This window comes from Pseudomonas sp. LS.1a (assembly GCF_022533585.1).
Lineage (GTDB): Bacteria > Pseudomonadota > Gammaproteobacteria > Pseudomonadales > Pseudomonadaceae > Aquipseudomonas.
The window spans coordinates 1,785,650-1,811,600 of the sequence record NZ_CP092827.1; the positions used below are offsets into that span (position 1 = coordinate 1,785,650).

Consider the following 25,951-nt stretch of genomic DNA (forward strand, 5'->3'; position numbering starts at 1 on the left):
CTTCGGCTAAGCTAGCGCTCATGCCTGACCTCGACTTCCTGCACATTTCCCTCGCCGACCAGCGCCTTTATGGCTTTGCCCATGGCCAGCTGCGCGTGCGCCTGCCGGTTTCCACGGCGCGCAACGGTGCCGGCGAGCGCAACGGCTCGGGTTGCACGCCGTGTGGCTTGCACCAGGTGCGGGCGAAGGTCGGTGCGGGCCTGCCGCTGAATGCGGTATTGGCCGGGCGGCGCTGGACCGGCGAGGTGTGGTCGCCAGCCTTGCATGCGCAATATCCCGGCCGGGACTGGATCCTTACCCGCATCCTCTGGCTCAGTGGCTGTGAGCCGGGTATCAACCGCCTGGGCGCTGTTGACACCTTTCGCCGTTATATCTACTTGCACGGCACTCCGGATACGGAACCCATGGGCGTAGCGCTGTCCCATGGTTGCATACGCCTGCGCAACACCGATTTGCTAAGCCTGTTCGAGCAGGTGCCGGCACATTGCCCGGTACGCATCGAGCAGGCCGCCTGCCCCCAGTGGGCTTCTCTCAGTCTTCAATGAAGGATTACCCATGACTGTCAGCCTGCAAGGCTCCCTGATGGTGGATATCGCCGGTAAATGGCTGACCGCCGAAGACCGTCACCTGCTGCGCCAGCCTGAAGTGGCCGGCCTGATCATCTTTGCCCGCAACATCGACAGCCCGCGCCAGGTGCGTGAGCTGTGCGCATCGATCCGCGCCATCCGCCCCGACCTGATCCTGGCGGTGGACCAGGAGGGCGGCCGCGTGCAGCGCTTGCGCCAGGGCTTTGTGCGCCTGCCGGCCATGCGTGCGCTGGCCGACAATGACAACGCCGAGTACCTGGCCGAGCAGTGTGGTTGGTTGATGGCGACCGAGGTGCTGGCAGTTGGCCTGGACCTCAGCTTTGCCCCGGTACTCGACCTGGACCACCAGCGCAGCGCCGTGGTTGGCAGCCGTGCCTTCGAGGGTGACCCGTTGCGCGCCACGCAACTGGCTGGCGCGTTCATCCGTGGCATGAATGCGGCGGGCATGGCGGCCTGTGGCAAGCACTTCCCGGGGCATGGCTGGGCCGAAGCGGACTCGCATGTGGCCATCCCCACCGATGAGCGCAGCCTCGAGCAGCTGCGCCAGGCCGACCTGGTGCCGTTCAGCCGCCTGAGCGGGCAGCTGGCGGCGGTGATGCCGGCGCATGTCATCTACCCGCAGGTCGATAACCAGCCGGCTGGCTTCTCGCGGCGCTGGTTGCAGGACATCCTGCGTGGCGAGCTGGGTTTCGACGGGGTTATTTTCAGTGACGATTTGTCGATGGCCGGCGCGCATGTGGTCGGGGACGCGGCCAGCCGCATCGAGGCGGCGTTGAGCGCTGGCTGTGACATGGGCCTGGTGTGCAATGACCGGGCGGCGGCGGAGCTGGCGTTGAGTGCGGCGCAGCGGATGAAGGTCAAGCCGTCGCCACGGATTGCCCGGATGCGCGGGCAAGGGTTTGCGCGGACGGATTATCGCCAGCAGCCACGGTGGCTGGAGGCGTTGGGGGCGTTGCGGGAGGCGCAGTTGGTCGATTGACCGCGCCGGCCTCTTCGCGGGTGAACCCGCTCCCACAGGTGCGGCGCTGGTTTGATATTGGTGTTGTACCTGTGCTGGCCTCTTCGCGGGTGAACCCGCTCCCACAGGTACGGCACCGCCCTTGAGGGCACTGATATCCCTGTGGGAGCGGGCACGCCCGCGAAGAGGCCGGTACCGGCAGCAGACGATTCTGGCCTACCGCCCGCGCTTCCCGGGCAGCGGCGCAAACAGCGCTTCGATCTCTTCATCCCCCAGCCGCCATTGCCCGGCCTGCCCGCCATCGAGCAGGCTCGCTGCCAGCGCTGCCTTCTCCTGCTGCAACAGCTGGATCTTTTCTTCCACCGTCCCCCGGGTGATCAGCTTGAACACGAACACCGGCTTGTCCTGGCCTATGCGGTAGGCGCGGTCGGTAGCCTGGTTCTCGCTGGCCGGGTTCCACCAAGGGTCGAAGTGGATCACCGTGTCTGCGGCCGTCAGGTTCAAGCCCACGCCGCCCGCCTTGAGGCTGATCAGGAACACTTCGCTATCCCCCTGCTGGAACTGTTGCACCGGTGTACGCCGGTCGCGGGTGTCGCCGGTCAGCAGGCTGTAGCGGATCTTGCGTTTCTCCAGCTCTTGCTCGATCAACGCCAGCATCGAGGTGAACTGCGAGAACAAAAGCACCCGGCGCCCTTCGCTGAGCAGCTCTTCGAGCATTTCCAGCAGCGCGCCCAGTTTGCCCTTGTCGGCCTGGTTGCCTTTGCTTTCCACTCCCTTGACCAGGCGCAAGTCGCAGCAGACCTGGCGCAGCTTGAGCAGGGCGTCGAGGATGATGATCTGGCTGCGCGCGGCGCCATTGCGGGCGATTTCATCGCGGACTTTCTTGTCCATGGCCACCCGCACGGCCTCGTAGGTGTCACGCTGGGCATCGCTGAGCTCGACCCAGTGCACCATCTCGGTCTTGGCCGGCAGCTCGGTGGCCACCTGTTCCTTGGTGCGGCGCAGCAGGAACGGGCGGATGCGGCTGGCCAGGTGGGCCATGCGCTCGCTGTCGCCGTGGCGCTCGATCGGTGTGCGGTAGTCCTGGTTGAAGCGCTTCAGGTCACCCAGCCAGCCAGGCATGAGGAAGTGGAAAATCGACCACAGCTCGCCCAGGTTGTTTTCCATTGGCGTGCCGGTCAGGCAGACGCGCTGATTGGCCTGCAGCTCGCAGACGGCGAGGGCGGCCTTGCTGGTGCTGCTCTTGATGTTCTGCGCCTCGTCCAGCACCAGCACATGCCAGGCCTGGGCGCGCAGGTGCTCGAGGTCGCGCGGCACCAGGGCGTAGGTGGTCAGGACCAGGTCGTATTCGTGCAGCTTGGTGAAATGCTTGCTGCGCCCCGGGCCTTGCAGGGCCAGCACGCGCAGCTCGGGGGCGAAGCGCTGGGCTTCGTCCAGCCAGTTGGGCACCAGGCTGGTCGGCATTACCGCCAGGGCCGGTGCGTTCAGGCGCCCGGCCTGTTTCTCCAGCAGCAGGTGTGCCAAGGCCTGCAGGGTCTTGCCCAGGCCCATGTCGTCGCCAAGGATGCCGCCAGTACCCATCTCGCGCAGCGCCTGCAGCCAGTTCAGGCCTTGTTGCTGGTACGGGCGCAGGCTGGCCTGTAGCCCCGTCGGCGGTTCTACCTGCAGGTCTCGGGCATCGCGCAGGCGGCGGCCCAGGTCGCGCACATGCTCGCCACCCTCCCAGTGCAGGGGCAGGCCTTCGATGTCGTTCAGGCGTGCGGCATCGGCACGGTCCAGGCGCAGGGACGGGCCTGCGGCGTCTTCGTGCAGGTACAGCTCGCCCAGGGTGCCCATCACTGCCTTGATACGGCCATAGGGCAAGGCAACGCGCAGGGCCGGGGCATCGAGGCGGCCGCGGTTAAGGTCGATCAGCAGGTGCTCGTCGTCACTGCGCCGGGCCAGTTCGCTGGGGCGCAGCAGTTCCGGGTTGCTGCGCAGCAGTTGCAGCACGATCGGCAGCAGGCTGTGACGCTGGCCATCGACCACGATGCCCAGCTCCAGGTCGAACCATTCATGGCCGGGCGCTTCGTCGATGGTCGCGTACCAGTCGTCCACCTCCTGCAGGTTGAAGGCGAAGTCGCGGTGGATATCGATGTCCCAACCGGCTTCGCGCAGGTGCGGCAGGCCTTCGCGGGCAAAGCGCAGCCAGGCTTCGTCATCGGGCAGCTGGAGCATCTCGCCGGCGCTGTCAGGCAGGGCCTTGCTCTGACGGGTCGCGGCCTTGAATCCGAGGTCGCGTAGCACCTTGCGCAGCGCCTGCTCAGCCTGGGGCTGGCGGCGGATGCGCTGGCTGGTGTCGCCGACCAGGCGGGTCAGCGGTTTGTCGTCGCTGCCGCTGGCGCGCAGCCCGTCGTAGTCGAATGCCAGCGCTGCACGGTGTTGCATCTGCCGTTGCATCCGCCCGGTCTTGGGCATGTAGGCGCTGAATTCGAGGCTGCCGAGGGTCAGGTGCGGCCTGGGTGGTAGATCGTCGATGAGTTGTTCGTTCAGCGTTGTCGGCGTCGGGAGTTGGTGGTTCAAGGCGTTGAGCTTGTGGCTGAGGGGGACTACGAGGTGTTCCGGGACATCGGGGGCGATTGTCAGTTGCAGGGCAATGTGTGAATCGAGTGAGTGTTCGATCTTGCCCACTTCACTGGTGGCGAAATTGAAATAATAAAGGGGCAGTAGCGGAATCACGCAGTTCAGGGGCGTTTCGCCGTGATACCAGATGCCGCGATAGTGGCCGTTGTCCAGGCGTACCCAGCGGAATTCCGCCGCAAGCGTCGCACCCTCGCGCAGCATTGGCTTGTATTCGTCGTAAAGCATGCGGCCGGTATCCAGGGCGCGCTGGAACAATTCGCCGCCTTCACGGCCCTTGAGCTGGTAACCACGGTCCTGGCTGCCGACCTGATTCAGGGCCGAAAGCAGGCGCAGGATGCGGATATCCTCTTCCCTGACGAAGCGAGGGGGCTCGTACAGAAATTCATACAGTGACTGCACGCGGCTGTAGCGTATGCCGTTTTCTTCGCGGATGCCTTTGCGCACTCGCAAGGCGCAGCCAGGCTCGTCGGTCAGCCTGAGCTGATAGCAGACCATGCGGCCGCGTTTGTCTTGCGCTTCGGCGGGTTGCTGAGCTGGCTGTTCCAGGCCCTTGAGCCAGCGTTGGAGGTTGGCCGGCAGTGTCTCACCGCCATTGTCCCACGCGGCCTGCGGCTCGCTCAAAACGAACAAGGCAGCGGCGCAATGCTTGCAATTGTGTCCTACGGGGCAGCTGCACTGGCCGCGTACGTGGCAGCGGCCAGCCATGGCGCTGAGCGTGATCTTCTGGCGATACGGGCTGCCTTCGCTTCCGCAGCAGGTGGCTTCGATGAGCGGGCCACTGCATTTTTCGATTTTTACCCGGTCTTCCCGGGCGTAACGCTCACCGCGCTGCAGAACCGGGTCGGTGAACGACTGGGTCCAGTTCGGGTACTCGCGCAGCAACTGGAGAGCGTCACGACTCATTGCATCACTGCTCCATCATCTCCGGGTCCATCACCGGCATTTTCGGCGTACCCGGTGGCGTCACCTTCAGCAGCACCGCCAGGTGCCCGCCGTCGAGGAAGGTCAGCTGGCCGCCCTTGACGTTGCTGTTGCTCTGCTTGAACTGTTCGCTTTGCAGCACGCTGCCGTTGCCGTCCAGCTGGTTGACCCAGAAGTTGGCCTCGACCGCGATGAAGCGGCCCTCGGCGATGCTCAGGTTGCCTTCGATAGGGAAGTGGCCGAACTGCTCGGCGCCTTCGCCCAGGGCGATGCGGCTGGGCTCGCTGCCCACGTGCTGCTGCCAGGCCTTGTGCAGCAGCACGGTGTAGTCGGCGGTGGCTTCCAGGCGGGTGGCTTCGTCTTCCAGCGCCAGGCGGCGCTCGGCGTCCTTCTCCAGGCGTGGAGCGCCGGCGCTCCAGTCTTCGGGGGCGAACGGGCTGGTGAAGGCGGGCACGCTGTTCTGCCGCACCAGGATCATTTCTACCTGATACAGGCCTTCGGCGAAGGCGGCCGGGGCGAACAACGCCAGCAGCAGGGTCAGGCAACGGATGGCACGCATGGGTCTTCCTTAAGCAGGCTGTGGGGTCAGGCGCTCGAACAGCGCCTCCAGGGTATTGAAGCGTTCGTCGGGGCGTTCCATCGGCACCAGGAAGCGGAACTGGGTGGCGCCTTCGAACTTGTAGCGTTTGGGCTGGCCCTGGATCAGCTTGATCAGGGTCAGCGGGTCGACCGGGGTCTCGGCCTCGAACTCGAGCTTGCCGCCGTTGGGGCCGGCGTCGACTTTCTTGATGCCGAGCTTTTCCGCGTGCAGCTTGAGCGAGGTCAGACGCATCAGGTTCTTGGTCGGCTCGGGCAGCAGGCCGAAGCGGTCGATCATTTCCACTTGCAGGTCCTTGAGGCCTTCTTCGTCGGCGGCCGAGGCAATGCGCTTGTACAGGATCAGCCGCGCATGCACGTCGGGCAGGTAGTCCTCGGGGATCAGTGCCGGCAGGCGCAGGTTGATTTCCGGGCCGCCGCCCAGCGGCTGCTCAAGGTTTGGCTGGGTGCCCTTGCGGATCGCCTTGACCGCGCGTTCGAGCATTTCCATGTACAGGGTAAAGCCCACCGCCTGGATCTGCCCGCTCTGGCCTTCGCCCAGCAGCTCGCCGGCGCCGCGAATTTCCAGGTCGTTGGTGGCCAGCACGAAGCCGGCGCCCAGGTCCTGGGTGTTGGCAATCGCCTCCAGGCGTTTTTCGGCGTCGGCACTGACCTTCTGCCGGGTTGGCGTCAGCAGGTAGGCGTAGGCCTGGTGGTGGCTGCGGCCCACCCGGCCGCGCAGCTGGTGTAGCTGGGCCAGGCCGAACTTGTCGGCGCGCTCGATGACGATGGTGTTGGCGCTGGGCACGTCGATGCCGGTTTCGATGATGGTCGAGGCCACCAGCACGTTGAAGCGCTTGTGGTAGAAGTCGCTCATCACCTGTTCCAGCTCGCGCTCGCGCATTTGCCCGTGGCCGATGCCGATGCGCGCCTCGGGCACCAGTTCGGCAAGGTCGGCGGCGCATTTCTCGATGGTTTTCACATCGTTGTGCAGGTAGTACACCTGGCCACCGCGCAGCAGCTCACGCAGCAGCGCCTCCTTGACCGTGCTCTTGTTCTGTTCCATGACGAAGGTGCGTACCGACAGGCGGCGCGCCGGCGGCGTGGCGATGATCGACAGGTCGCGCATGCCCGCCACCGCCATGTTCAGCGTGCGCGGGATCGGCGTGGCGGTGAGGGTGAGGATGTCCACCTCGCTGCGCAGGGCCTTGAGCTGTTCCTTCTGGCGCACGCCAAAGCGGTGTTCTTCGTCGATGATGGCCAGGCCCAGGTCCCTGAAGCGCACATCGTCCTGCAGCAGCTTGTGGGTGCCGATGAGGATGTCGATCTTGCCTTCGGCCAGGTCGGCGGCGGCGTTGGCCACTTCCTTGGCCGACTTGAAGCGGCTCATCACTTCCACGGTCACAGGCCAGTCGGCGAAGCGGTCGCGGAAGCTGTTGTAGTGCTGTTGGGCGAGCAGGGTGGTGGGTACCAGCACGGCCACCTGGCGGCCGCTGTGCACGGCGATGAACGCCGCGCGCATGGCCACTTCGGTCTTGCCGAAGCCGACGTCGCCGCACACCAGGCGGTCCATCGGCTTGGGCGCCAGCATGTCGGCGCGCACGGCTTCGATGGCAGCTTGCTGGTCCGGGGTTTCCTCGAACGGGAAGCCGGCGCTGAAGGTGGCGTAGTCGGCGGACGGGTCGGCAAACGCATAGCCCTTGCGCGCGGCGCGGCGGGCATAGATGTCGAGCAGTTCGGCAGCCACGTCGCGCACCTGTTCAGCGGCCTTGCGCTTGGCCTTCTGCCAGGCCTCCGAGCCCAGCCGGTGCAGCGGTGCCAGGGCATCGTCGCTGCCGGTGTAGCGGGCGATCAGGTGCAGGTTGGCCACCGGCACGTACAGCTTGGCGCCCTCGGCGTATTCCAGGGTGAGGAATTCGGCGGCCTGGCCGTCGATTTCCAGGGTGGCCAGGCCCAGGTAGCGGCCCACGCCATGGTCGATGTGCACCACCGGTGCGCCTTCGCGCAGCTCGGTAAGGTTCTTGATCACCGCGTCGTTGGCAGTTTCGCCGCGCTTGTCGCGGCGGCGGCGCTGCATCACCCGCTGGCCGAACAGCGGGCTTTCGGCGACCAGGGCCAGGCCTGGGTCGTCCAGCAGCAGGCCGTCGTCCAGCGGGGCGATGGTGATCGCCAGGCGCTCGCTGCCGGTGATGAAGTCGGCCCAGCCGTCGACGCTGTGTGGGCGCAGTTTCAGCCGTTCGAGCAGCTCCAGCAGCACTTCGCGGCGGCCCGCCGATTCGGCGGTGAACAGCACGCGGCCGGGGAACTGGTCGAGGAAATTGGCCAGTTCGGCCAAGGGCTGGTTGGCCTTGGCCTCGATTGCCAGGTTGGGCAGCGCGCGCGCCGGGAAGCGCTCGCGGCCCGCGCCCGGGTCGAGGTCTTCAGTGCTGACCACTACCCGTGGCCATTGCTTGAGCCGGGCGAAGCAGTCTTCCACCGGCAGGAACAGCTCGGCCGGCGGCAGCAGCGGCCGGCTCAGGTCGCCACGGCGGTCTTCATAACGCCCGCGCACGTCGTTCCAGAAGTGTTCGGCGGCCTGTTCCACGCCAGGCAGCGAAAACACCTGGGTGTCGGCCGGCAGGTAGTCGAACAGGGTCGAGGTTTCTTCGAAGAACAGCGGCAGGTAGTACTCGATGCCAGCGGGGATGATGCCGCTGGCCAGGTCCTGGAAGATCGCGCTGCGGCGGAAGTCGACGTCGAAGCGTTCACGGAAGCGCGCCTTGAAGCGGGTCACTTCTTCTTTCTGCATCGGGAACTCGCGCGCCGGCAGCAGGCGTACCGAATCCACCTTGTCGATCGAGCGCTGGGTCTCGGGGTCGAAGGTGCGCAGCGTCTCGATTTCGTCATCGAACAGGTCGATGCGGTAGGGCAGCTTGCTGCCCATCGGGAACAGGTCGATCAACGCGCCACGTACGGCGAACTCGCCATGCTCGTAGACCGTGTCGACGCAGCGGTAGCCGCTGGCCTCCAGGCGCAGGCGCATCTGTTCCACGTCGATGGTCTGGCCCACGTCCAGCACCAGGCTGCTGCCCAGCAGGAAACGGGTCGGCGCCAGGCGGTGAAGGGCGGTTGTGACCGGCACCACGAGGATGCCGTGGCTCAGCTCCGGCAGGCGGTAGAGGCTGGCGATGCGCTGGGAAATGATGTCCTGGTGCGGCGAGAACAGGTCGTAGGGCAGGGTTTCCCAATCGGGGAACGGCAGCACCGGCAGGTCCGGGGCAAAGAAGCGAAGTTCCTGTTCCAGACGATCGGCAGCCTGGCTGTCGGCAGTCAGCAGCAGAGTGAAGCGGCCCGCGCTGCTGGCGGCCTCGGCGATGGCCAGGCTGAGGGCGGCACCGGGTAGATTGCCCCAGGTTTGTTTGCCGGCCGTGGCCGACATTTGCGGTAGGCGCAGAACTGACACGGGAGATCGCACTCCAAGCGTTGCGGCAAAGAGATCGATTGTACCGGTGACGATGCCGGCTGTCAGGCTCGAAAGGGCATGAACGCTGGCTTGCGTGGTCGCGACAGGCGCTCATTGCCCGCAACGCGTTGGGGCGTCATAATGTAGCCCCTTTTTTCTGTCCCTACATGTGGAAGGTTCCCGTGACTCAGAAGCCCGACCAGTGTCTTGGTGAGTGGATCGATCGTGAAGCCCTGGCTGAAGCGATGATCCCGCTTATCGGTCAGCTCTACCGCAACAACAATGTGGTGAGCTCGATTTATGGCCGTAGCCTGATCAACCGTTCGGTTATCTCGATCCTCAAGGCGCACCGCTTTGCGCGTCATCGTCAAGCCGACGAAACCGAACTGTCCGTCCACGAGACATTCCCCCTGCTCAAGGCCATGAGCGAGCTGAAACTGGGCGCCGCTTCGGTCGACCTGGGCAAGCTGGCCAACAAGTTCAAGCAGGAAGGCAATGGCCGTACTGCCGAGCAGTTCGTCCGTGAAGAACTGGCCGAGGTGGTTGGCCAGCAGAACGCTTCGGCGCGCAAAGGCACCGACGTTGTCCTGTACGGCTTCGGCCGCATCGGCCGCCTGCTGGCGCGTATCCTGATCGAGAAGACCGGTGGTGGCGACGGCCTGCGCCTGCGCGCCATCGTCGTGCGCAAAGGCGCCGAGAACGACCTGGTCAAGCGTGCCAGCCTGCTGCGCCGTGACTCGGTGCACGGCCCGTTCGATGGCACCATCACCATCGACGAAGCCAACAACACCATCACCGCCAACGGCAACCTGATCCAGGTTATCTACGCCAAGAGCCCGAGCGAAGTCGACTACACCCAGTACGGCATCGAAAACGCGCTGATCGTCGACAACACCGGCGTATGGCGTGATGCCGACGGCCTGGGCCAGCACCTGGCCTGCCCGGGCGCTGCCCGCGTGATCCTTACCGCACCTGGCAAGGGCGCGCTGAAGAACATCGTGCACGGCATCAACCACGGTGACATCGCTGCCGATGACAAGATCATCTCGGCCGCTTCCTGCACCACCAACGCCATCGTGCCGGTGCTCAAGGCCATCAACGACCAGTACGGCATCGTCAACGGCCACGTCGAAACCGTTCACTCGTTCACCAACGACCAGAACCTGATCGACAACTTCCACAAGGGCAGCCGCCGTGGCCGTGCCGCGCCGCTGAACATGGTCATCACCGAAACCGGCGCCGCCACTGCTGCCGCCAAGGCACTGCCAGTGCTGAAGGGCAAGCTGACCGGCAACGCCATTCGCGTACCGACGCCGAACGTTTCGATGGCCATCCTCAACCTGAACCTCGAGAAGGCCACCAGCCGCGACGAGATCAACGAGTACCTGCGCCAGACCGCCATGCACTCGGAACTGCACAAGCAGATCGATTACGTCAGCTCGCAGGAAGTGGTTTCGACCGACTTCGTAGGTTCCCGCCACGCCGGTGTGGTTGACGCCGAAGCGACCATCTGCAACGACAACCGCGTTGTTCTGTACGTGTGGTACGACAACGAATTCGGTTACAGCTGCCAGGTGGTTCGTGTGATGGAAGAGATGGCCGGTGTGAACCCGCCAGCGTTTCCGCGCTGATCCGCTTGTAAGGCAATGAAAAAACGGGAACCTTCGGGTTCCCGTTTTTTTATCCAGAATTTGTGTTGCCTGTGCCGGCCTCTTCGCGGGTGAACCCGCTCCCACAGGGGCGCGTCGTCCGTGAGGGCAGTGGTATACCTGTGGGAGCGGGTTCACCCGCGAAGAGGCCGGCACAGGCAACCGAGAGCCCGAACCTTGCGCACAGCCTTGCTGTTCATCCTCATGCTGCTCACCGCCTGCGACCAGGGCCCCACCCTGGAGCGCCTGGGCGGCCCGACCATGGGCAGCAGCTACAGCATCCAGTACGTGCGCGAGCCCGGTGGCCCGGCGCCGGCCCAGGTGCAGGCTGCGGTGGAAACCATCCTGCATGACATCGACCAGCACTACTCGACCTACCGCGGCGACTCCACCGTCAGCCGTTTCAACCAGTTGCCCGCCAACCAGTGCCTGGCCCTGCCGCCCGACATGCTCGAACTGGTCAGCCTTGGTCAGCAGTTGGCCGAGCAGAGTGATGGCGTCTTCGACCTCACCGTCGAGCCCTTGCTCGACCTGTGGGGTTTCGGCCCCCAGGCCCGCCACGAGCAGGTACCTGACCCGTTGGCCCTGGCCCAGGTGCGTCAACGCGTGGGTTACCGACACTTGCACATCGACGGCCAGGCCCTGTGCAAGGACGCCCCGGTACAACTCGACTTCAACAGCCTCGCCGCCGGCCACGCCGTCGACCTGGTTGCCGCACGCCTGCAGGCCATGGGCGTGTCCAGCTTTGTCGCTGAAGCCACCGGCGAGCTCAAGGCCGTCGGCCGCAAGCCCGATGGCAGCCCTTGGCGCATCGCCCTGGAGCTGCCCCGCGAAGACCGCCAGATCGCTCGCCATATCATCCCGGTCAATGGCCTTTCAGTATCAACCTCGGGTGACTATCGGCACTATTTCGAGGAGAATGGCCGGCGCTATTCGCACGCCTTCGATGCCCGCCTCGGGCGCCCGGTAGAGCACGACCTGGCCGCGGTCACCGTGCTCGATGCCTCGGCGCTGCAGGCCGACGGCTATTCGACGCTGCTGTTGATCCTCGGCCCGGAACGTGGCTGGGATTTTGCCGTGGCGCATGGCCTGGCCGCAGTATTGGTGACTCGGGCCGAGGGTGGCTTCGTCTCCCGAGCTACGCCCGCATTCGAACGGGCAGTGAAAGGCGAGTGAAAGCACAAGCAGGGATGATCGCCGCCAGGGAATGGTTCATACATGTAGTGCGGGCAAAATTGGCCTACGACGCGACCAAGGGTTAATGTGCGCGGCGTTCACGCTTGATTAGACTGCACCCGAATTTTCTCATGACGCCCTGGCGGCATGATCGCGCCCCGCGAGCGACCGTGGCTTGCGGGCCAGTTCTGAAGGAGTACGCATGGCTGTCTACAACTACGACGTAGTGGTGCTGGGTTCCGGCCCGGCCGGAGAAGGTGCGGCAATGAACGCCGCCAAAGCAGGGCGCAAGGTGGCGATGGTCGATAGCCGTCGTCAGGTCGGGGGCAACTGCACCCACCTGGGCACCATCCCGTCCAAGGCACTGCGTCACTCGGTGCGGCAGATCATGCAGTTCAACACCAACCCGATGTTCCGTGCCATCGGTGAGCCGCGCTGGTTCTCGTTCCCGGACGTGCTGAAAAGCGCCGAGAAAGTCATCGCCAAGCAGGTAGCATCGCGCACCGGCTACTACGCCCGTAACCGCGTCGACGTATTCGTCGGCACCGGCAGCTTCGCCGACGAGCAAACCGTCGAAGTGGTCTGCCCGAACGGTGTGGTGGAAAAGCTCAACGCCAAGCACATCATCATTGCCACCGGCTCGCGCCCGTATCGCCCGGCCGACATCGACTTCCACCACCCGCGTGTCTACGACAGCGACACCATCCTCAGCCTCAGCCACACCCCGCGCAAGCTGATCGTGTACGGTGCCGGCGTGATCGGTTGCGAATACGCCTCGATCTTCAGCGGCCTGGGTGTATTGGTAGAGCTGGTAGACAACCGTGGCCAGTTGCTGAGCTTCCTCGACTCGGAAATTTCCCAGGCGCTGAGCTACCACTTCAGCAACAACAACATCACCGTGCGCCACAACGAAGAGTATGAGCGCGTCGAAGGCCTGGATAACGGGGTGATCCTGCACCTGAAGTCGGGCAAGAAGATCAAGGCCGATGCCTTGCTGTGGTGCAACGGCCGTACCGGCAACACCGACAAGCTGGGCCTGGAAAACATCGGTATCAAGGTCAATAGCCGTGGCCAGATCGAGGTCGACGAGGCCTACCGCACCAGCGTGCCGAACATCTACGGTGCCGGCGATGTGATCGGCTGGCCGAGCCTGGCCAGTGCCGCCCATGACCAGGGCCGCTCTGCCGCTGGCAGCATCGTGGATAATGGCAGCTGGCGCTTCGTCAACGACGTGCCGACCGGCATCTACACCATTCCGGAGATCAGCTCGATCGGCAAGAACGAGCAGGAACTGACCCAGGCCAAGGTGCCGTACGAAGTGGGCAAAGCCTTCTTCAAGAGCATGGCCCGTGCGCAGATCGCCGGCGAGCCGCAAGGCATGCTGAAGATCCTGTTCCACCGCGAAACGTTGGAAGTACTGGGCGTACACTGCTTCGGCTACCAGGCTTCGGAAATCGTTCACATCGGCCAGGCGGTGATGAACCAGCCGGGCGAGCTGAACAACCTGAAGTACTTCGTCAACACCACATTCAACTACCCGACCATGGCCGAAGCCTATCGGGTAGCTGCCTACGACGGCCTGAACCGGCTTTTTTGAGCGGCTCCGACCGGTGGCCTGAGCCGGTCGGAGAGACCGATTTCAACCCTACCCGAGGGTGGTCTTGGCCAAACCGGGAAAGTCTGTAATCAGGCTGTCCACGCCAAAGTCAGCGAGCCGGCGCATCAGTGCCGGTTCGTTGACCGTCCACACCGACACGTGCAAACCCTGGGCCTGAGCTTTCAGCAGGCGCTCGGGGGTGCACAGTGTCCAGTTCAATGCCAGCAGCTCGCAGCCGTAGTTCTGAGCTACCTTCAACGGGTCGAGCCAGGCGTATTCGGCCACCAGCCCGCGTTTGACATCCGGTACCAGTTCCAGGGCAGCGCCCAGCACTTCGCGTGAGCTGGAGGTGATGGTCACCTTGTCCAGCAGGCCGTATTGCTGGGCCAGTTCGCGGATCGCCAGCACGGTGGTTGCGGCACGGGTGCGCGAGGCGCTTTTCACTTCCAGCTGCCAGTGCTCGAACGGGCACTTCTGGAACAGTTCTTCCAGTTTCGGGATCGGGCAGGGCTGTACGTGGCCCGGGCCGCCTTTGCGGGCATCGATCTTGACCAGGTCGGCGGCCGAGTGCTCGACCACCTTGCCGCGTTTGCCGGTGGTGCGCTTGAGGGTGGGGTCGTGGATCACCATCAGCTCGTTGTCGGCCGACAGGTGCAGGTCCAGCTCGCAGCGGGTCACGCCATGGGCGAGGCATTGCTGGAAGCTCTTCAGGGTATTCTCGGGCGCTTCGCCCTTGGCGCCACGATGGCCGTAGATCAGGGTCACGTTCGTTCCTTCAAATCAGAGATAAATGGGCTCAGGAGGCAGGGGCGTTCTGTTCCAGCTGCTGGCGACGTTGCTGCTGCTGGCGCTGCAGGATGTAGCGGGCCAGCAGTTGCCGTTGGGCGTCGGTCATGTCGGTGAATTCGGTGCCGACCTCGAAGCCGCCCTCCGGGCGCGGGTCGCAGTGGGTGACCTTGCCGCGCAGCAGCAGGCCATGGGCGCGCGGCATCAGCACCATCTTCACCTTCACCCGGGTGCCGGGGGCAACTGCTGTAGCCTGCGCGAATTCGATGCCGCCCTCGGAGATGATCACCGGCTGGGGCTGGCCAACTTCGCCGATCAGGGTCTGGGCAACCACCGCGCTAAGCAGGTCGAGGCGCTTGTTCTGCGCGCGCAGGAAGGCGGCGAGGGTGCGGTCCTTTTCGCTCAGCTGGCGCAGCAGGTGCTGCGACTCGAAGTCGGACAGGTGCAGTTCGCTGAGCAGGTTGAATAGTGGTGAATCATCTTGCAACACATCTGGGTCAAGGGCTTCGGCCGCGCTAAGGGGGCTGATTTGAAGTGCGATCCGATCTTCGATGCGGTAGTATTCGCGGCGATCTTCTTCGTCTAATGTCGTCATGGCGAACCCAAGGTAGCGGCGGTGGTCCGAGTGTAAAGCCGCCGTAGGCGCCTCGCCACAAGGACGTTCCCTTTCATCCGAACAAGCCCCGACATGTTCAGACCTCTTTTCGCATTCATCGGCACGCGTTATACCCGTGCCAAACGTCGCAATCACTTCGTCTCGTTCATTTCCCTGACCTCGATGATCGGCCTCGCCCTGGGCGTGGTGGTGATGATCGTGGTGCTGTCGGTCATGAACGGTTTCGACCACGAGATGCGTACCCGCGTGTTGGGCATGATCCCCCATGCCACGCTGGAGAGCGGCCAGCCCATTGCCGACTGGCCGGCCCTTGCCCAACAAGTAAAGCAGAATCCGCAGGTGGTGGCGGTTGCGCCCTTCACCCAGATGCAGGGCCTGCTGACCCATGAAGGCAAGGTGCAGAAGGTGCTGCTCAACGGCATCGACCCGGCCCGCGAGCGCGAGGTGTCGATCATCGACAAGTTCGTCCTGCAAGGCCGCCTCGACCAGCTGGCGCCGGGCGAGTGGGGCATCATGATCGGCGACAAGGCCGCGGCCAAGCTGGGCGTGGGCATCGGCGACAAGCTCACTTTCGTCGCCCCCGAGGTCAGTGTGACCCCGGCCGGCATGTTCCCGCGCATGAAGCGCTTCACCGTGGTCGGCACCTTCCACGTAGGTGCGGGCGAGATCGACGGCTACCTGGGCCTGACCAACATCAGCGACCTGTCCCGCCTGCACCGCTGGAAGCCCGACCAGGTCCAGGGCCTGCGCCTGAAGTTCGACGACCTGTTCCAGGCGCCGCGGGTGGCCTGGGACATCGCCCAGCGCCTGGGCGACCAGGAGTTCTACAGCCGTGACTGGACCCGTACCCACGGCAACCTGTACCAGGCAATCCGCATGGAGAAGGCCATGATCGGCCTGCTGTTGCTGCTGATCGTGGCGGTAGCGGCGTTCAACATCATTTCCACCCTGGTGATGGTGGTCAACGACAAGCGTGGCGACATCGCCATCCTGCGTACCCTGGGCGCCACGCCCGGGCAGATCATGCTCATCTTCATGGTCCAGGGCACGGTGATCGGGGTGATCGGTACCCTGATCGGCGCCGTGGTCGGGATCGTCGCCGCGCTGAATGTAAGCGCGGTGATCGCCGGCATCGAGAAACTGATCGGGCACAAGTTCCTCAACGCCGACGTGTACTTCATCGATTACCTGCCGTCGCAGATCCAGGCCCAGGACGTTTACATGGTCTGTGGTGCGGCGCTGGTCCTGAGTTTCTTCGCCACCCTGTACCCGGCCTGGCGTGCGGCCCGCACCCAGCCGGCGGAGGCGCTACGTTATGAGTGAGTCGCGCATGAGTGATAAAGCCGTTCTGAGTTGCCGCAACCTGGGCAAGTCCTACGACGAGGGCCCGGAGTCGGTGCAGGTGCTGTCCGGGCTCAACCTCGAACTGCACGCCGGTGAGCGGGTGGCTATCGTGGGTAGCTCCGGCTCGGGCAAGAGTACCTTGCTCAACCTGCTGGGTGGCCTCGACCGGCCGACCCAGGGCAGCGTCTGGCTGGCCGGCGAGGAGCTGTCGGCACTGGGCGAGCGTGCCCGTGGCCTGCTGCGCAACCGCGAGCTGGGCTTTGTCTACCAGTTCCACCACCTGCTGCCGGAATTCACGGCCATCGAGAACGTGTGCATGCCGTTGCTGATCGGTCGCACGCCCATCCCCGAGGCCCGTGAGCGTGCCGAGGCGCTGCTCAAGCGCGTGGGCCTGGCGCACCGCTTCAACCACAAGCCGGCCGAGCTATCCGGTGGTGAGCGCCAGCGGGTGGCGATTGCCCGGGCACTGGTCAACCGCCCTGGCCTGGTCATGCTCGACGAGCCGACCGGCAACCTCGACCACCACACGGCCCAGGGCATCCAGGAGTTGATGCAGGAACTGTCCAGCGCGTCGCGCACGGCGTTCCTGGTGGTTACCCACGACCTCAACCTGGCGCGCCAGATGGACCGTGTATTGAAGCTCGACGACGGCCACCTGGTGGCGATCTGATCGACTGCACGGGGTGGCCGGTGTCGCCCCGTTTTCCTGTTTTCATTGGGTGTTTTCGTACATGTTCAGACCCTTGCCCATCTTCATCGGCGCGCGCTACACCCGAGCCAAGCGCCGCAACCACTTCATCTCGTTCATCTCGATGACCTCGATGATCGGCCTGTCGCTGGGCGTGCTGGCGATGATCGTGGTGCTGTCGGTGATGAACGGCTTCCAGCGCGAAATGAGCTCGCGCATCCTCGGCCTGGTGCCGCATGCTGCCATCCTTGGCGTGCAGCCGCTGGACGACTGGCACAAGGTGGCCGACGCGGCCATGCGCGACCCGGCGGTGATGGCTGCGGCGCCGATTACCGAAATGGAAGGCATGCTGTCGTACAAGGGCGCGATGCAGCCGATCCAGGTCGGCGGTATCGACCCGGCCGAAGAGGGCAAGGTCTCGATCGTCGGCCAGCACATCGTCCAGGGCCGCTTGCAGGATTTGCAGCCGGGTGAGTTCGGCGTGGTCATCGGTGAGTTGACTGCGCGGCGCTTCCGCCTGAACACCGGCGACAAACTGACCCTGATCGTGCCGGAAATCAGCAAGGAGCCGGGCGGCATCACCCCGCGCATGCAGCGCCTGACCGTAGTCGGCATCTTCAAGGTCGGTGCCGAGCTGGATGGCTCGCAGGCTTACATTCACGTGGCCGATGCTGGCGCCATGCAGCGCTGGGCGCCGGGCCAGGTGCAGGGCGTGCGCCTGAAACTGCACGACCTGTATGCCGCGCCACAGGTGTCCAAGGCCATCGCTGCCGGGCTCGGCGACGCCTACCGCGCCGATGACTGGTCGCATACCCAGGGTAGCCTGTTCAGCGCCATGAAGATGGAAAAGACCATGATCGGCCTGCTGCTGATGATGATCATCGCGGTGGCCGCGTTCAACATCATCGCCACCCTGGTGATGGTGGTGAACGACAAGGGGCCGGACATCGCCATCCTGCGCACCCTGGGCGCCACGCCGGCGCAGATCATGGGCACGTTCATGGTCCAGGGCAGCCTGATCGGCATTGTCGGTACGCTGATCGGTGGCGTGCTGGGGGTGATCGCGGCGTTCAACGTCAGCCAGATCGTCGGTTGGCTGGAGCGGGTGAGCGGGCAGCACATCTTTACTTCGGATGTGTACTTCGTCAGCAGCTTGCCGTCGCAGTTGCAGTGGGGCGATGTGGCGATCATCTGCACGGCCGGGTTGGTGATGAGCTTCCTGGCGACCATTTACCCGGCTTATCGGGCATCGCAGGTGCAGCCGGCGATTGGCCTGGCGGTTTAATGTCTACTTCAGCTTATCGAGCGGCTCTGTGGGAGCGGGTTTACCCGTGAAGATTCCAGCACGGTGCATGGCACCGGCTGCGCCGGTGTTCGCGGGTAAACCCGCTCCCACAGGGTGGCGTGCCAGCCCTGATGTCACCGATCTTCAGTGAAATCGATCACGAATCGCGTCCATCCGTCCGCACACTCCGCCCTGATGTGTCCGCCATGGGCCTGCACGATCGACCGGGTAATCGCCAACCCCAACCCGGCATGCTCGCTACTGCCTTCCCGCCGTGCCGGGTCCACCCGGTAGAAGCGGTCGAACAACCGCGGTAACGCAGCCGGTTCGATAGCCGCTCCGGTATTGGCCACGCTAATCCTCAGCCCTGGCCCCAAGGTCACTCGTATCTGCCCTCCCGCCGGGGTAAAGCGCAAGGCGTTGTCCAGCAAGTTGGACAGCGCCCGGCGCAGCATATGCCGGTCGCCCTGCAGCAGCGCCTGACCCTCGCGCAGCATCTGCACACCGCTGTCCTCTGCCAGCGGCGCGTAGTACTCCATCAGCGCATCCACCTCGTCATGCAGCACCAGCGGTGTTTGCCCCGGCACCAGCAGGCCGTGGTCGGCCTTGGCCAGGAACAGCATGTCGTTGATCATCTGCGCCATCCATTGCAACTCCTCGAGGTTGCCGTGCAGGGCCTCGCGGTACTCTTCGAGGCTGCGCGGGCGGGTGAGGGTGACCTGGGTGTGGGTCAGCAGGTTGGACAGCGGCGTGCGCAGTTCGTGGGCGATGTCGGCGGAGAATGCCGAGAGGCGCTGGAAGGCATCGTCCAGGCGCTGCAGCATCGCGTTCATGCTGCCGGCCAGCTCGGCCAGCTCTTCGGGCATCTGTGCCACCGGCAGGCGGGTGGTGAGCGAGCGCGCCGATACGCTGGCGGCCACCTGGCCCATCTGCCGCAACGGGCGCAGCCCGCGGCGTGCAGCCCAGGCACCGAGCAGCGCGGTGGCCAGCGCCGACAGCCCTACCGTCAGCCAGATCAACCGTTGCATGCCCTGCAGGAAATGCTGGTGGTGGGTGATGTCGAGGTACAGGGTAAGTTGTGGCGACTGCGGGGCGCCTTGCGCCAGGTGCACGGCCAGGCTGCGGTAGTCGGTGCCTTGCGCGTGCAGGGTTGCCAGTCCGTCGGGCAGTGGTGCCAGGGGCAGGCCTGCGCGGCTTTCGAACCAGGTGGCGCCGTCGCTGCCGTTGATGCGCAGGGCCAGGTCGGCCTGGTGGCCCAGTTCATCGCGCAGTTCGGGCAGGCGCGCCTGCAGTTCGGCCGGGGTGGTGATACCGGCCAGCTGGGTGCGGAACAGCGACAGGCGCGAGTCCAGCAGTTGCTGGTCCAGTTCGACGAAGTGCTGCTCGCTGGCCCGGCTGAATATCAGGCCGGCGCCGAGCGAGACAGCGGCGGTGCAGGCGGCGAACAGCAGGGCCAGGCGGTTGCCGAGGGAGACCCGGCGCATCACTCCGCGCGCTCTTCGAGTACGTAGCCCATGCCGCGTACGGTGTGGATCAGCTTGTTGGGGTGCGGGTCGTCGATCTTCAGACGCAGGCGGCGGATTGCCACTTCGATCACATTGGTGTCGCTGTCGAAATTCATGTCCCACACCTGCGAGGCGATCAGCGATTTGGGCAGTACCTCGCCCTGGCGGCGCAGCAGCAGTTCAAGCAGGGCGAACTCCTTGGCGGTCAGGTCGATGCGCTGGCCGGCGCGCTCGGCGCGGCGGCGGATCAGGTCCAGGCGCAGGTCGGCCAGGCCCAGGGTGGTGTCCTGGCTGGGGCTGGTGCCCCGGCGCAGCAGGCTGCGCACCCGGGCCAGCAGTTCGGAGAAGGCGAACGGCTTGACCAGGTAATCATCGGCGCCCAGCTCCAGGCCGTGTACCCGGTCTTCCACGGCATCGCGAGCGGTGAGGAACAGCACCGGGGTGTCCAGGCCGGCCTGGCGCACGGCCTGGAGGATCTGCCAGCCGTCACGGCCGGGCAGCATCACATCGAGAATCAGCAGGTCGTGGTCGCCGGTCAGGGCGAGGAACTGGCCGGTCTCGCCATCTGTGGCCAGTTCGGTGGCGAAGCCGGCCTCGTTCAGGCCCTGGCTCAGGTACTGGCCGGTACGGGCCTGGTCTTCGACGATCAGCAGTTTCATTGGGTGAATTGACTCCAGCAAGCGGCGCAAAGCCCTGTGGGAGCGGGTTTACCCGCGAAGAATTCAACACGGTGCATGGCACCGGCTTTGCCGGTGTTCGCGGGTGAACCCGCTCCCACAGGGACCGGGTGATGCTGAGATGATACGTGACGATGCACCTGCTCGCCCCAAACTGACGAAGTTGTAATCCCGCTGACTTGCGCTGCAAGGCAGGGGGCAAAACCGGTAGACTAGGGGCAATTTCGAACCTTCAGGTCAGTTTCCATGCATCCCGCTGCCGAACATTCCCCGCTGGGCAAGTCCAGCGAATACATTGCCACCTACTCCCCGGAGCTGCTGTTCCCGATTCCGCGTGCCGCCAAGTGGGCCGAGCTGGGCGTTACCGCCCAGACCTTGCCCTGGCAGGGTGTGGATTACTGGAACTGCTTCGAGCTGAGCTGGTTGTTGCCGTCGGGCAAGCCGGTGGTGGCGATCGGCGAGTTCGCCATCCCCGCCGATTCGCCGAACATCATCGAGTCCAAGTCGTTCAAGCTGTACCTGAACTCGTTGAACCAGACGGTGTTCGCCTCGCCTGGCGAGCTGCAGGCGTGCCTGGAAAAAGACCTGTCCGCCGCCGCCGGCAAGCCGGTTGGCGTGAAGGTGCGTACCCTGGGTGAGGTCGAGGCCCAAGGCGTGGTGGCCTTGCCAGGGCAGTGCATCGATGTGCTGGACGTTGCCATCAGCAACTACGAACAGCCGCAGCCAGAGCTGCTGCACTGCAACCCGCAGCGGCTGGTGGAAGAAACCTTGCACAGCCACCTGCTGAAGTCCAACTGCCCGGTCACCGGCCAGCCGGACTGGGGTAGCGTGGTGGTCGAGTACAAGGGCAGGGCGCTGGACCATGCCAGCCTGCTGACCTACCTGATCAGCTTCCGCCAGCATGCCGACTTCCATGAGCAGTGTGTGGAGCGGATCTACCTGGACCTGAAGAACCTGCTGCAGCCGGAGCATTTGACGGTGTATGCGCGCTATGTGCGCCGGGGTGGGCTGGATATCAACCCGTATCGCAGCACTGGGGCGATCAGCCCGGAGAACCAGCGCCTGGTTCGCCAGTAAGGTTCAAGTACGCTGGGGGCGCTTCGCGCCCCTATCGCGACACAAGGCCGCTCCCACAGGTACAGCGCAAGATCCGAGGCTTGCGCTGTACCTGTGGGAGCGGCCTTGTGTCGCGATAGGGCCGCAAAGCGGCCCCGGTACTTCTAGATCCCCATGCTGTGCAGCGAGTTGGCAATGCTGCGCAGGGTGGCGGTGAGGTCGGGGTGGTCGGCCTCGAAGCGTTCGATCGCCAGGTTCACGCCGTCCACCAGGTTATGGTCTGGCGTGGCTTCCTCAAGCTTCAGTTGCGCCTCGATCTGGCGCGCTTCTTCGTGCAGCGCGGCCATCTCTTCGTCCGAAAGCGGCACGTTGCGTTCCAGTTGCTCGCGCAAGCTGTTCAGGCGCTCTTGCAATTCGCGGGCAGGCATTGGCAGTTCTCCATCAATGGCTTGGCAAGCCATGGACCTCAGCGAAGCGGCAAAGGTTCTGGCCTGTCTTCAGCGTAATCCACCTGCCGTTGCTTTGCATGATCCGCGTCAAAGGTGCTGTATCAGGGTTTTTCACCCTTGCGCCGGCGCTGGGCGATGTCCTGCAGACAGGTGTCCAGCGCTTCGAGGTGGTCGATCACCGAGTGCACGCCCAGGCTGAACAGTTCCAGCGTCGCCTTGCCACGGGCCAGGTCCTGTTCCTGCGGGGTCATGGCTTGCCATTGCCGCGAGCTGCGGTCGCAGAACGGGCTGCAGGCGGCCAGCCCTACCGTCCACAACCCCGCATTGAGGCCAGATTGCAGCAGGCGTGGGTCGCCGCTGACCAGCACACAGCCGTCCAGGCGTTCGCTGTCCAGCGTCATCAGGGCCTGCCAGCAGGCGTGCGGTGCCGGCCAGCGCACGCCGTTCACCGAATGCCCCGGCAGCCAGGCAGGCAAAACGTGGGCCAGGCGCCTGCTTTGGCTGGCGTCGAGGTCATCCAGCCAGATGCACGGCACCTGGCGCTGGCGCAGGCTGGCAAGGGTGGCCAGGGCGCCGGGTGCGGGGGAGGGGGCGCCACCATTGGCGGCTTGCACAAGGCAGCCGCGCAAGCCGAACAGCACAGCGGTGAAGGCGGGTGCAGCGTCCATGGCAACTTCCCTCAAATAGTCCGCAGGCTATTCGGCGATTGTTACCACCCTGTGACAGCGGGCGCCGCGCAACAGTTGTTCACAAAATATTGAGCAGAGATGTGTAAAGCTGTTTATCAGCCCGCAAGCCTCTATACTGCCGCCGTACAGCAGCGCGACCCGTTTGCGCTTGCGGCCGAGAAATTCGATGGAGAAACACCTATGCGTAGGATCGGTGCCAGTGTGATCGAACGAGTCACCCAGGCCTGTGTCTGCGCCAGCATGCTGCTGGCGCCCGTGGCAGCCACCCAGGCCGCCACCGAGGAAGATCCCTGGGAAGCGGTCAACCGCCCGATCTTCCGGTTCAACGATACCCTCGACACCTATGCCCTCAAGCCATTGGCCAAGGGCTACCAGGCGGTCACCCCGCAGTTCCTCGAAGATGGCATCCACAACATCTTCCGCAACCTGGGTGACGTGACCAACCTGGCCAACGACCTGCTGCAGTTCAAGCCCCATGCGGCGGGCGTGGACACGGCGCGGCTGATCGTCAACACCACCTTCGGCCTGGGCGGCTTCTTCGACGTGGGCACCAAGATGGGCCTGCAGCGCAACGACGAGGACTTCGGCCAGACCCTCGGCTACTGGGGCGTGCCGAGCGGCCCGTACGTGGTCATCCCGCTGCTGGGGCCGAGCACCGTGCGTGACGGCGTGGCCAAGTACCCGGACACCTACACCGAACCCTACCGCTACATCGACCATGTGCCGACGCGCAACTCGATCTTCGCCCTGGACATCATCGACACCCGCGCCGACCTGCTGTCGGCCGAGAAGCTGATCCAGGGTGACAAGTACATCTTCATTCGCAATGCCTACCTGCAGAACCGCGAGTTCAAGGTCAAGGATGGCGAAGTCGAAGACGACTTCTGATCCTGCGCGGTCCGTGTGGGAGCGGGCTTGCCCGCGAAGCAAGCGACGCAGTGGATGGCACGGGCTTCGCCCGTGTTCGCGGGCAAGCCCGTTCCCACAGTGAGCGCATGTGCTTTTAAATTTTGAGCAAGACAGTTGCTCCCACAGGGCCGATCAATGCATCGCCAGGATCCGCAACCCGAACTTCTGCTGCCCGCCCGGCTGGTCGGCAATCCACACCACTTCGGTGCTGGCATGCAGCCCCTTCAGCGCCGGGTGGTCGGATTCGATCCGCACCTCGATAGGGTCCCCTACCCGAAAGCGCTGCGGTGCCTGCACCTGCATGCCGCTGCTGGACAGGTCCAGGCACACGGCCGCGATCACCTGGCCTTCGTGCAAAAGGCTGACTTCGGTGTCGATGCGCATGCGGATGAAATCGCGTTTCTCGCCATGGCTGGAGGGCGTGTGGGGCATGCTGCATCCTTCTCATCGGGTTGCACTGGTCGACTTTCTTATAACTCCCGGTGATTTGCCCTGTAAAGTGCGGCGAGGTCGACCCTTGCATGCTTGAAACGCTTGGCGGATGGGAGTACCGTCTGCGCCTTACAAGGTAGCTCTCACAGTTGCCGGACAGTTGCCGGGCAGGTGTTCTTGTCCTACAACTCAAGTAGAGTGTGACCATAAAGAATTCCCGTAGCTGGCCGTCTGCCTTGCCGACACCGCTGCACCAACCCAAATCGGCGCCGTTCGCCCACATGCAGAAAACCAGTGCAACGCTGCTGATCATCGATGACGACGACGTGGTCCGTGCAAGCCTCGCCGCCTATCTTGAAGACAGTGGCTTCAGCGTCCTCCAGGCCGGCAATGGCCAGCAGGGGCTTCAGGTCTTCGAAGAACACCAGCCCGACCTCGTGATCTGCGATCTGCGCATGCCGCAGATGGGCGGCCTCGAACTGATCCGTCAGGTCAGCGAGCGCGCCCCGCAGTTGCCGGTGATCGTGGTGTCCGGTGCCGGCGTCATGAGTGATGCGGTGGAAGCGTTGCGCCTGGGCGCCGCCGACTACCTGATCAAGCCGCTGGAAGACCTGGCCGTGCTCGAGCATTCGGTGCGCCGAGCCCTCGACCGCTCGCGCCTGGTGCTGGAAAACCAGCGCTATCGCGACAAGCTCGAAGCCGCCAACCGCGAACTGGAGGCCAGCCTGCACCTGCTGCAGGAGGACCAGACCGCCGGTCGCCAGGTGCAGATGAACATGCTGCCGGAAAGCCCTTGGGTGGCCGGCGAGTTCGCCTTCGAGCACCAGATCATCCCGTCGCTGTACCTGTCGGGTGATTTTGCCGATTACTTCCGTGTGGACGAACGGCGCATCGCTTTCTATCTTGCCGATGTCTCCGGGCATGGCGCGTCGTCAGCGTTCGTCACCGTGCTGCTGAAGTTCATGACCACACGGCTGTTGTTCGAATTCAAGCGCGGCAGCAAAATGCGCGAGTTCAAACCCTCGCAGGTGCTCAGCCACATCAACCGCGGGCTGATCAACTGCAAGCTGGGCAAGCACGTGACCATGGTTGGCGGGGTGATCGACGAAGACACCGGCCTGCTGACCTACGCCGTTGGCGGCCATCTGCCGCTGCCGGTGCTGCACACCCCCGAGCACACCCGCTACCTGGAAGGCCGTGGCCTGCCGGTGGGGCTGTTCGACGAGGCCACCTACCAGGACCTGGTGGTGGAGCTGCCGCCGCAGTTCAGCCTCAGCCTGATGTCCGATGGCATTCTGGACCTTTTGCCGGGTGACACGCTCAAAGATAAAGAAGCCGCCCTGCCGGAAATCGTCAGGGCCGCAGGTGGCAGCCTGGATGGGCTGCGTCAACGATTTGGATTGGCTACGCTTGGGGAGATGCCGGATGATATCGCCCTATTGGTGTTGAGCAGGAACCTTCAATGAGTACCGGTAGAATCCAGTTCGCCGAGCAGAGTGGTACCTTCGTCCTGAAATTTGTCGGTGAAGTGCGCCTGACCCTGTGTTCGGCGCTGGATGCGACGATCGAGAAGATTTTCACCGCGTTGAACTTCTCGGCGATTGTCATCGACCTGACCGAAACCGAGAGTATCGACAGCACCACCCTGGGCCTGCTGGCCAAGCTGTCGATCCTGTCGCGCCAGAAGGTGGGCCTGCTGCCGACCGTGGTCACCACCAACCCGGACATTTCCCGGTTGCTGCAGTCGATGGGCTTCGATCAGGTGTTCAACATCGTCGATCGCCCGATTCCGTGCCCGGAATGCCTGACCGACCTGCCGTCCCAGGACCAGAACGAAGACGTGGTGCGTTCCAAGGTGCTGGAGGCGCACAAGATTCTCATGGGCCTGAACGACTCCAACCGCGAAGCTTTCCATGACCTGGTCAGTGCGCTGGAGCGGACCTGATCTTCAGCCTGTACCGGCCTCTTCGCGGGCACGCCCGCTCCC

The 25,951-nt window shown here is 64.4% G+C and carries 22 protein-coding genes; 12 read left to right on the top strand and 10 right to left on the bottom strand.

All coding sequences use genetic code 11. The annotated features are described in order from the left end of the window. Positions 1-20 precede the first annotated feature (20 nt). Both MKK04_RS08230 and nagZ read left to right on the top strand, forming a co-directional pair. Positions 21-545, top strand: a complete 525-nt coding sequence (locus tag MKK04_RS08230) for a L,D-transpeptidase (RefSeq protein WP_207831694.1) — start codon at positions 21-23, stop codon at positions 543-545. A 22-nt stretch (positions 546-567) separates the two neighbouring features. Next, positions 568-1,566, top strand: a complete 999-nt coding sequence (gene nagZ / locus MKK04_RS08235; protein ID WP_207831813.1) for a beta-N-acetylhexosaminidase — start codon at positions 568-570, stop codon at positions 1,564-1,566. Between the two features lie 195 nt (positions 1,567-1,761). Here the strand turns inward: nagZ and MKK04_RS08240 are convergent, their stop codons facing one another. From MKK04_RS08240 to mfd, 3 genes are read right to left on the bottom strand one after another with little or no spacing between them, the layout of a single operon-like run. Further along, the gene (locus MKK04_RS08240; protein WP_233694885.1) at positions 1,762-5,070 is read right to left on the bottom strand and encodes a DEAD/DEAH box helicase; all 3,309 of its coding nucleotides are present in this window, start codon (positions 5,068-5,070) and stop codon (positions 1,762-1,764) included. 4 nt (positions 5,071-5,074) lie between these two features. Beyond that, the gene (locus MKK04_RS08245; RefSeq protein WP_207831690.1) at positions 5,075-5,647 is read right to left on the bottom strand and encodes a CsiV family protein; all 573 of its coding nucleotides are present in this window, start codon (positions 5,645-5,647) and stop codon (positions 5,075-5,077) included. A gap of 9 nt (positions 5,648-5,656) precedes the next feature. Continuing rightward, positions 5,657-9,106 (bottom strand): transcription-repair coupling factor, encoded by a 3,450-nt coding sequence (gene mfd / locus MKK04_RS08250; protein WP_241106447.1) that lies wholly within the window; start codon positions 9,104-9,106, stop codon positions 5,657-5,659. 167 nt (positions 9,107-9,273) lie between these two features. Here mfd and MKK04_RS08255 point away from each other — a divergent pair, with 167 nt between their 5' ends. The 3 genes from MKK04_RS08255 to sthA all read left to right on the top strand — a co-directional run bounded on the left by MKK04_RS08255 (position 9,274) and on the right by sthA (position 13,528). Further along, positions 9,274-10,737: a glyceraldehyde-3-phosphate dehydrogenase gene (locus tag MKK04_RS08255; RefSeq protein ID WP_207831686.1), complete on the top strand. Its 1,464-nt coding sequence runs from the start codon at positions 9,274-9,276 to the stop codon at positions 10,735-10,737. 195 nt (positions 10,738-10,932) lie between these two features. Next, positions 10,933-11,931, top strand: a complete 999-nt coding sequence (locus MKK04_RS08260; protein ID WP_233687106.1) for an FAD:protein FMN transferase — start codon at positions 10,933-10,935, stop codon at positions 11,929-11,931. 202 nt (positions 11,932-12,133) lie between these two features. Continuing rightward, a complete protein-coding gene (gene sthA / locus MKK04_RS08265; protein ID WP_063913906.1) occupies positions 12,134-13,528 on the top strand; it encodes a Si-specific NAD(P)(+) transhydrogenase in 1,395 nt (464 codons plus the stop codon). 48 nt (positions 13,529-13,576) lie between these two features. Here sthA and MKK04_RS08270 read toward each other — a convergent pair whose 3' ends face one another. Together MKK04_RS08270 and MKK04_RS08275 are read right to left on the bottom strand one after the other, a co-directional pair. Beyond that, positions 13,577-14,293 carry a glycerophosphodiester phosphodiesterase gene (locus tag MKK04_RS08270; protein ID WP_233687105.1) on the bottom strand — a complete coding sequence of 239 codons (717 nt, stop codon included), beginning with the start codon at positions 14,291-14,293 and terminating at the stop codon, positions 13,577-13,579. 31 nt (positions 14,294-14,324) lie between these two features. After that, a complete protein-coding gene (locus tag MKK04_RS08275) occupies positions 14,325-14,909 on the bottom strand; it encodes a PilZ domain-containing protein (protein ID WP_233694886.1) in 585 nt (194 codons plus the stop codon). A gap of 93 nt (positions 14,910-15,002) precedes the next feature. On the opposite strand from MKK04_RS08275, the gene MKK04_RS08280 reads away from it, so the two are divergent. From MKK04_RS08280 to MKK04_RS08290, 3 genes are all read left to right on the top strand, one after another. After that, complete coding sequence (locus MKK04_RS08280) at positions 15,003-16,253, top strand: lipoprotein-releasing ABC transporter permease subunit (RefSeq protein WP_015269543.1); 1,251 nt, start codon at positions 15,003-15,005, stop codon at positions 16,251-16,253. 7 nt (positions 16,254-16,260) lie between these two features. Beyond that, the gene (gene lolD / locus MKK04_RS08285) at positions 16,261-16,944 is read left to right on the top strand and encodes a lipoprotein-releasing ABC transporter ATP-binding protein LolD (protein WP_169774647.1); all 684 of its coding nucleotides are present in this window, start codon (positions 16,261-16,263) and stop codon (positions 16,942-16,944) included. A gap of 61 nt (positions 16,945-17,005) precedes the next feature. Continuing rightward, the gene (locus MKK04_RS08290) at positions 17,006-18,247 is read left to right on the top strand and encodes a lipoprotein-releasing ABC transporter permease subunit (protein ID WP_085601690.1); all 1,242 of its coding nucleotides are present in this window, start codon (positions 17,006-17,008) and stop codon (positions 18,245-18,247) included. A 134-nt stretch (positions 18,248-18,381) separates the two neighbouring features. On the opposite strand, the gene MKK04_RS08295 is transcribed toward MKK04_RS08290, so the two are convergent. Continuing rightward, a complete protein-coding gene (locus tag MKK04_RS08295) occupies positions 18,382-19,734 on the bottom strand; it encodes a heavy metal sensor histidine kinase (protein WP_233687104.1) in 1,353 nt (450 codons plus the stop codon). Next, entirely contained in the window at positions 19,731-20,411 is a 681-nt protein-coding gene (gene cinR / locus MKK04_RS08300; RefSeq protein WP_015269546.1) for a two-component system response regulator CinR, read from the bottom strand. Before cinR ends, MKK04_RS08295 begins: the two co-directional genes overlap by 4 nt. 264 nt (positions 20,412-20,675) lie before the next feature. Between cinR and queF the strand changes: the two genes are divergently transcribed. Continuing rightward, positions 20,676-21,506 carry an NADPH-dependent 7-cyano-7-deazaguanine reductase QueF gene (gene queF, locus MKK04_RS08305; RefSeq protein WP_233687103.1) on the top strand — a complete coding sequence of 277 codons (831 nt, stop codon included), beginning with the start codon at positions 20,676-20,678 and terminating at the stop codon, positions 21,504-21,506. Between the two features lie 143 nt (positions 21,507-21,649). On the opposite strand, the gene MKK04_RS08310 is transcribed toward queF, so the two are convergent. Together MKK04_RS08310 and MKK04_RS08315 are read right to left on the bottom strand one after the other, a co-directional pair. Then, positions 21,650-21,913, bottom strand: a complete 264-nt coding sequence (locus MKK04_RS08310) for a DUF4404 family protein (RefSeq protein ID WP_207831674.1) — start codon at positions 21,911-21,913, stop codon at positions 21,650-21,652. A 122-nt stretch (positions 21,914-22,035) separates the two neighbouring features. Then, entirely contained in the window at positions 22,036-22,602 is a 567-nt protein-coding gene (locus MKK04_RS08315) for a phosphonoacetaldehyde phosphonohydrolase-related protein (RefSeq protein WP_207831672.1), read from the bottom strand. A gap of 201 nt (positions 22,603-22,803) precedes the next feature. On the opposite strand from MKK04_RS08315, the gene MKK04_RS08320 reads away from it, so the two are divergent. Next, positions 22,804-23,511 carry an MlaA family lipoprotein gene (locus MKK04_RS08320; protein WP_137163349.1) on the top strand — a complete coding sequence of 236 codons (708 nt, stop codon included), beginning with the start codon at positions 22,804-22,806 and terminating at the stop codon, positions 23,509-23,511. Between the two features lie 153 nt (positions 23,512-23,664). On the opposite strand, the gene MKK04_RS08325 is transcribed toward MKK04_RS08320, so the two are convergent. Continuing rightward, positions 23,665-23,964, bottom strand: a complete 300-nt coding sequence (locus MKK04_RS08325) for a PilZ domain-containing protein (RefSeq protein ID WP_233688162.1) — start codon at positions 23,962-23,964, stop codon at positions 23,665-23,667. 281 nt (positions 23,965-24,245) lie between these two features. On the opposite strand from MKK04_RS08325, the gene rssB reads away from it, so the two are divergent. Then, entirely contained in the window at positions 24,246-25,430 is a 1,185-nt protein-coding gene (rssB, locus tag MKK04_RS08330) for a two-component system response regulator RssB (RefSeq protein WP_063914082.1), read from the top strand. Further along, positions 25,427-25,909 (top strand): anti-sigma factor antagonist RssC, encoded by a 483-nt coding sequence (gene rssC, locus MKK04_RS08335; RefSeq protein WP_051098867.1) that lies wholly within the window; start codon positions 25,427-25,429, stop codon positions 25,907-25,909. Before rssB ends, rssC begins: the two co-directional genes overlap by 4 nt. The last annotated feature ends 42 nt before the right edge of the window (positions 25,910-25,951 follow it).

Bases quoted from the DNA above. Each gene is read 5' to 3' on its own strand.
- MKK04_RS08230 (WP_207831694.1), top strand. From the start codon at position 21: ATGCCTGACCTCGACTTCCTGCACATTTCCCTCGCCGACCAGCGCCTT.
- MKK04_RS08240 (WP_233694885.1), bottom strand. From the start codon at position 5,070: ATGAGTCGTGACGCTCTCCAGTTGCTGCGCGAGTACCCGAACTGGACC.
- MKK04_RS08245 (WP_207831690.1), bottom strand. From the start codon at position 5,647: ATGCGTGCCATCCGTTGCCTGACCCTGCTGCTGGCGTTGTTCGCCCCG.
- MKK04_RS08255 (WP_207831686.1), top strand. From the start codon at position 9,274: ATGTGGAAGGTTCCCGTGACTCAGAAGCCCGACCAGTGTCTTGGTGAG.
- sthA (WP_063913906.1), top strand. From the start codon at position 12,134: ATGGCTGTCTACAACTACGACGTAGTGGTGCTGGGTTCCGGCCCGGCC.
- MKK04_RS08275 (WP_233694886.1), bottom strand. From the start codon at position 14,909: ATGACGACATTAGACGAAGAAGATCGCCGCGAATACTACCGCATCGAA.
- MKK04_RS08280 (WP_015269543.1), top strand. From the start codon at position 15,003: ATGTTCAGACCTCTTTTCGCATTCATCGGCACGCGTTATACCCGTGCC.
- lolD (WP_169774647.1), top strand. From the start codon at position 16,261: ATGAGTGATAAAGCCGTTCTGAGTTGCCGCAACCTGGGCAAGTCCTAC.
- MKK04_RS08290 (WP_085601690.1), top strand. From the start codon at position 17,006: ATGTTCAGACCCTTGCCCATCTTCATCGGCGCGCGCTACACCCGAGCC.
- cinR (WP_015269546.1), bottom strand. From the start codon at position 20,411: ATGAAACTGCTGATCGTCGAAGACCAGGCCCGTACCGGCCAGTACCTG.
- queF (WP_233687103.1), top strand. From the start codon at position 20,676: ATGCATCCCGCTGCCGAACATTCCCCGCTGGGCAAGTCCAGCGAATAC.
- MKK04_RS08310 (WP_207831674.1), bottom strand. From the start codon at position 21,913: ATGCCTGCCCGCGAATTGCAAGAGCGCCTGAACAGCTTGCGCGAGCAA.
- MKK04_RS08315 (WP_207831672.1), bottom strand. From the start codon at position 22,602: ATGGACGCTGCACCCGCCTTCACCGCTGTGCTGTTCGGCTTGCGCGGC.
- MKK04_RS08320 (WP_137163349.1), top strand. From the start codon at position 22,804: ATGCGTAGGATCGGTGCCAGTGTGATCGAACGAGTCACCCAGGCCTGT.
- MKK04_RS08325 (WP_233688162.1), bottom strand. From the start codon at position 23,964: ATGCCCCACACGCCCTCCAGCCATGGCGAGAAACGCGATTTCATCCGC.
- rssB (WP_063914082.1), top strand. From the start codon at position 24,246: ATGCAGAAAACCAGTGCAACGCTGCTGATCATCGATGACGACGACGTG.
- rssC (WP_051098867.1), top strand. From the start codon at position 25,427: ATGAGTACCGGTAGAATCCAGTTCGCCGAGCAGAGTGGTACCTTCGTC.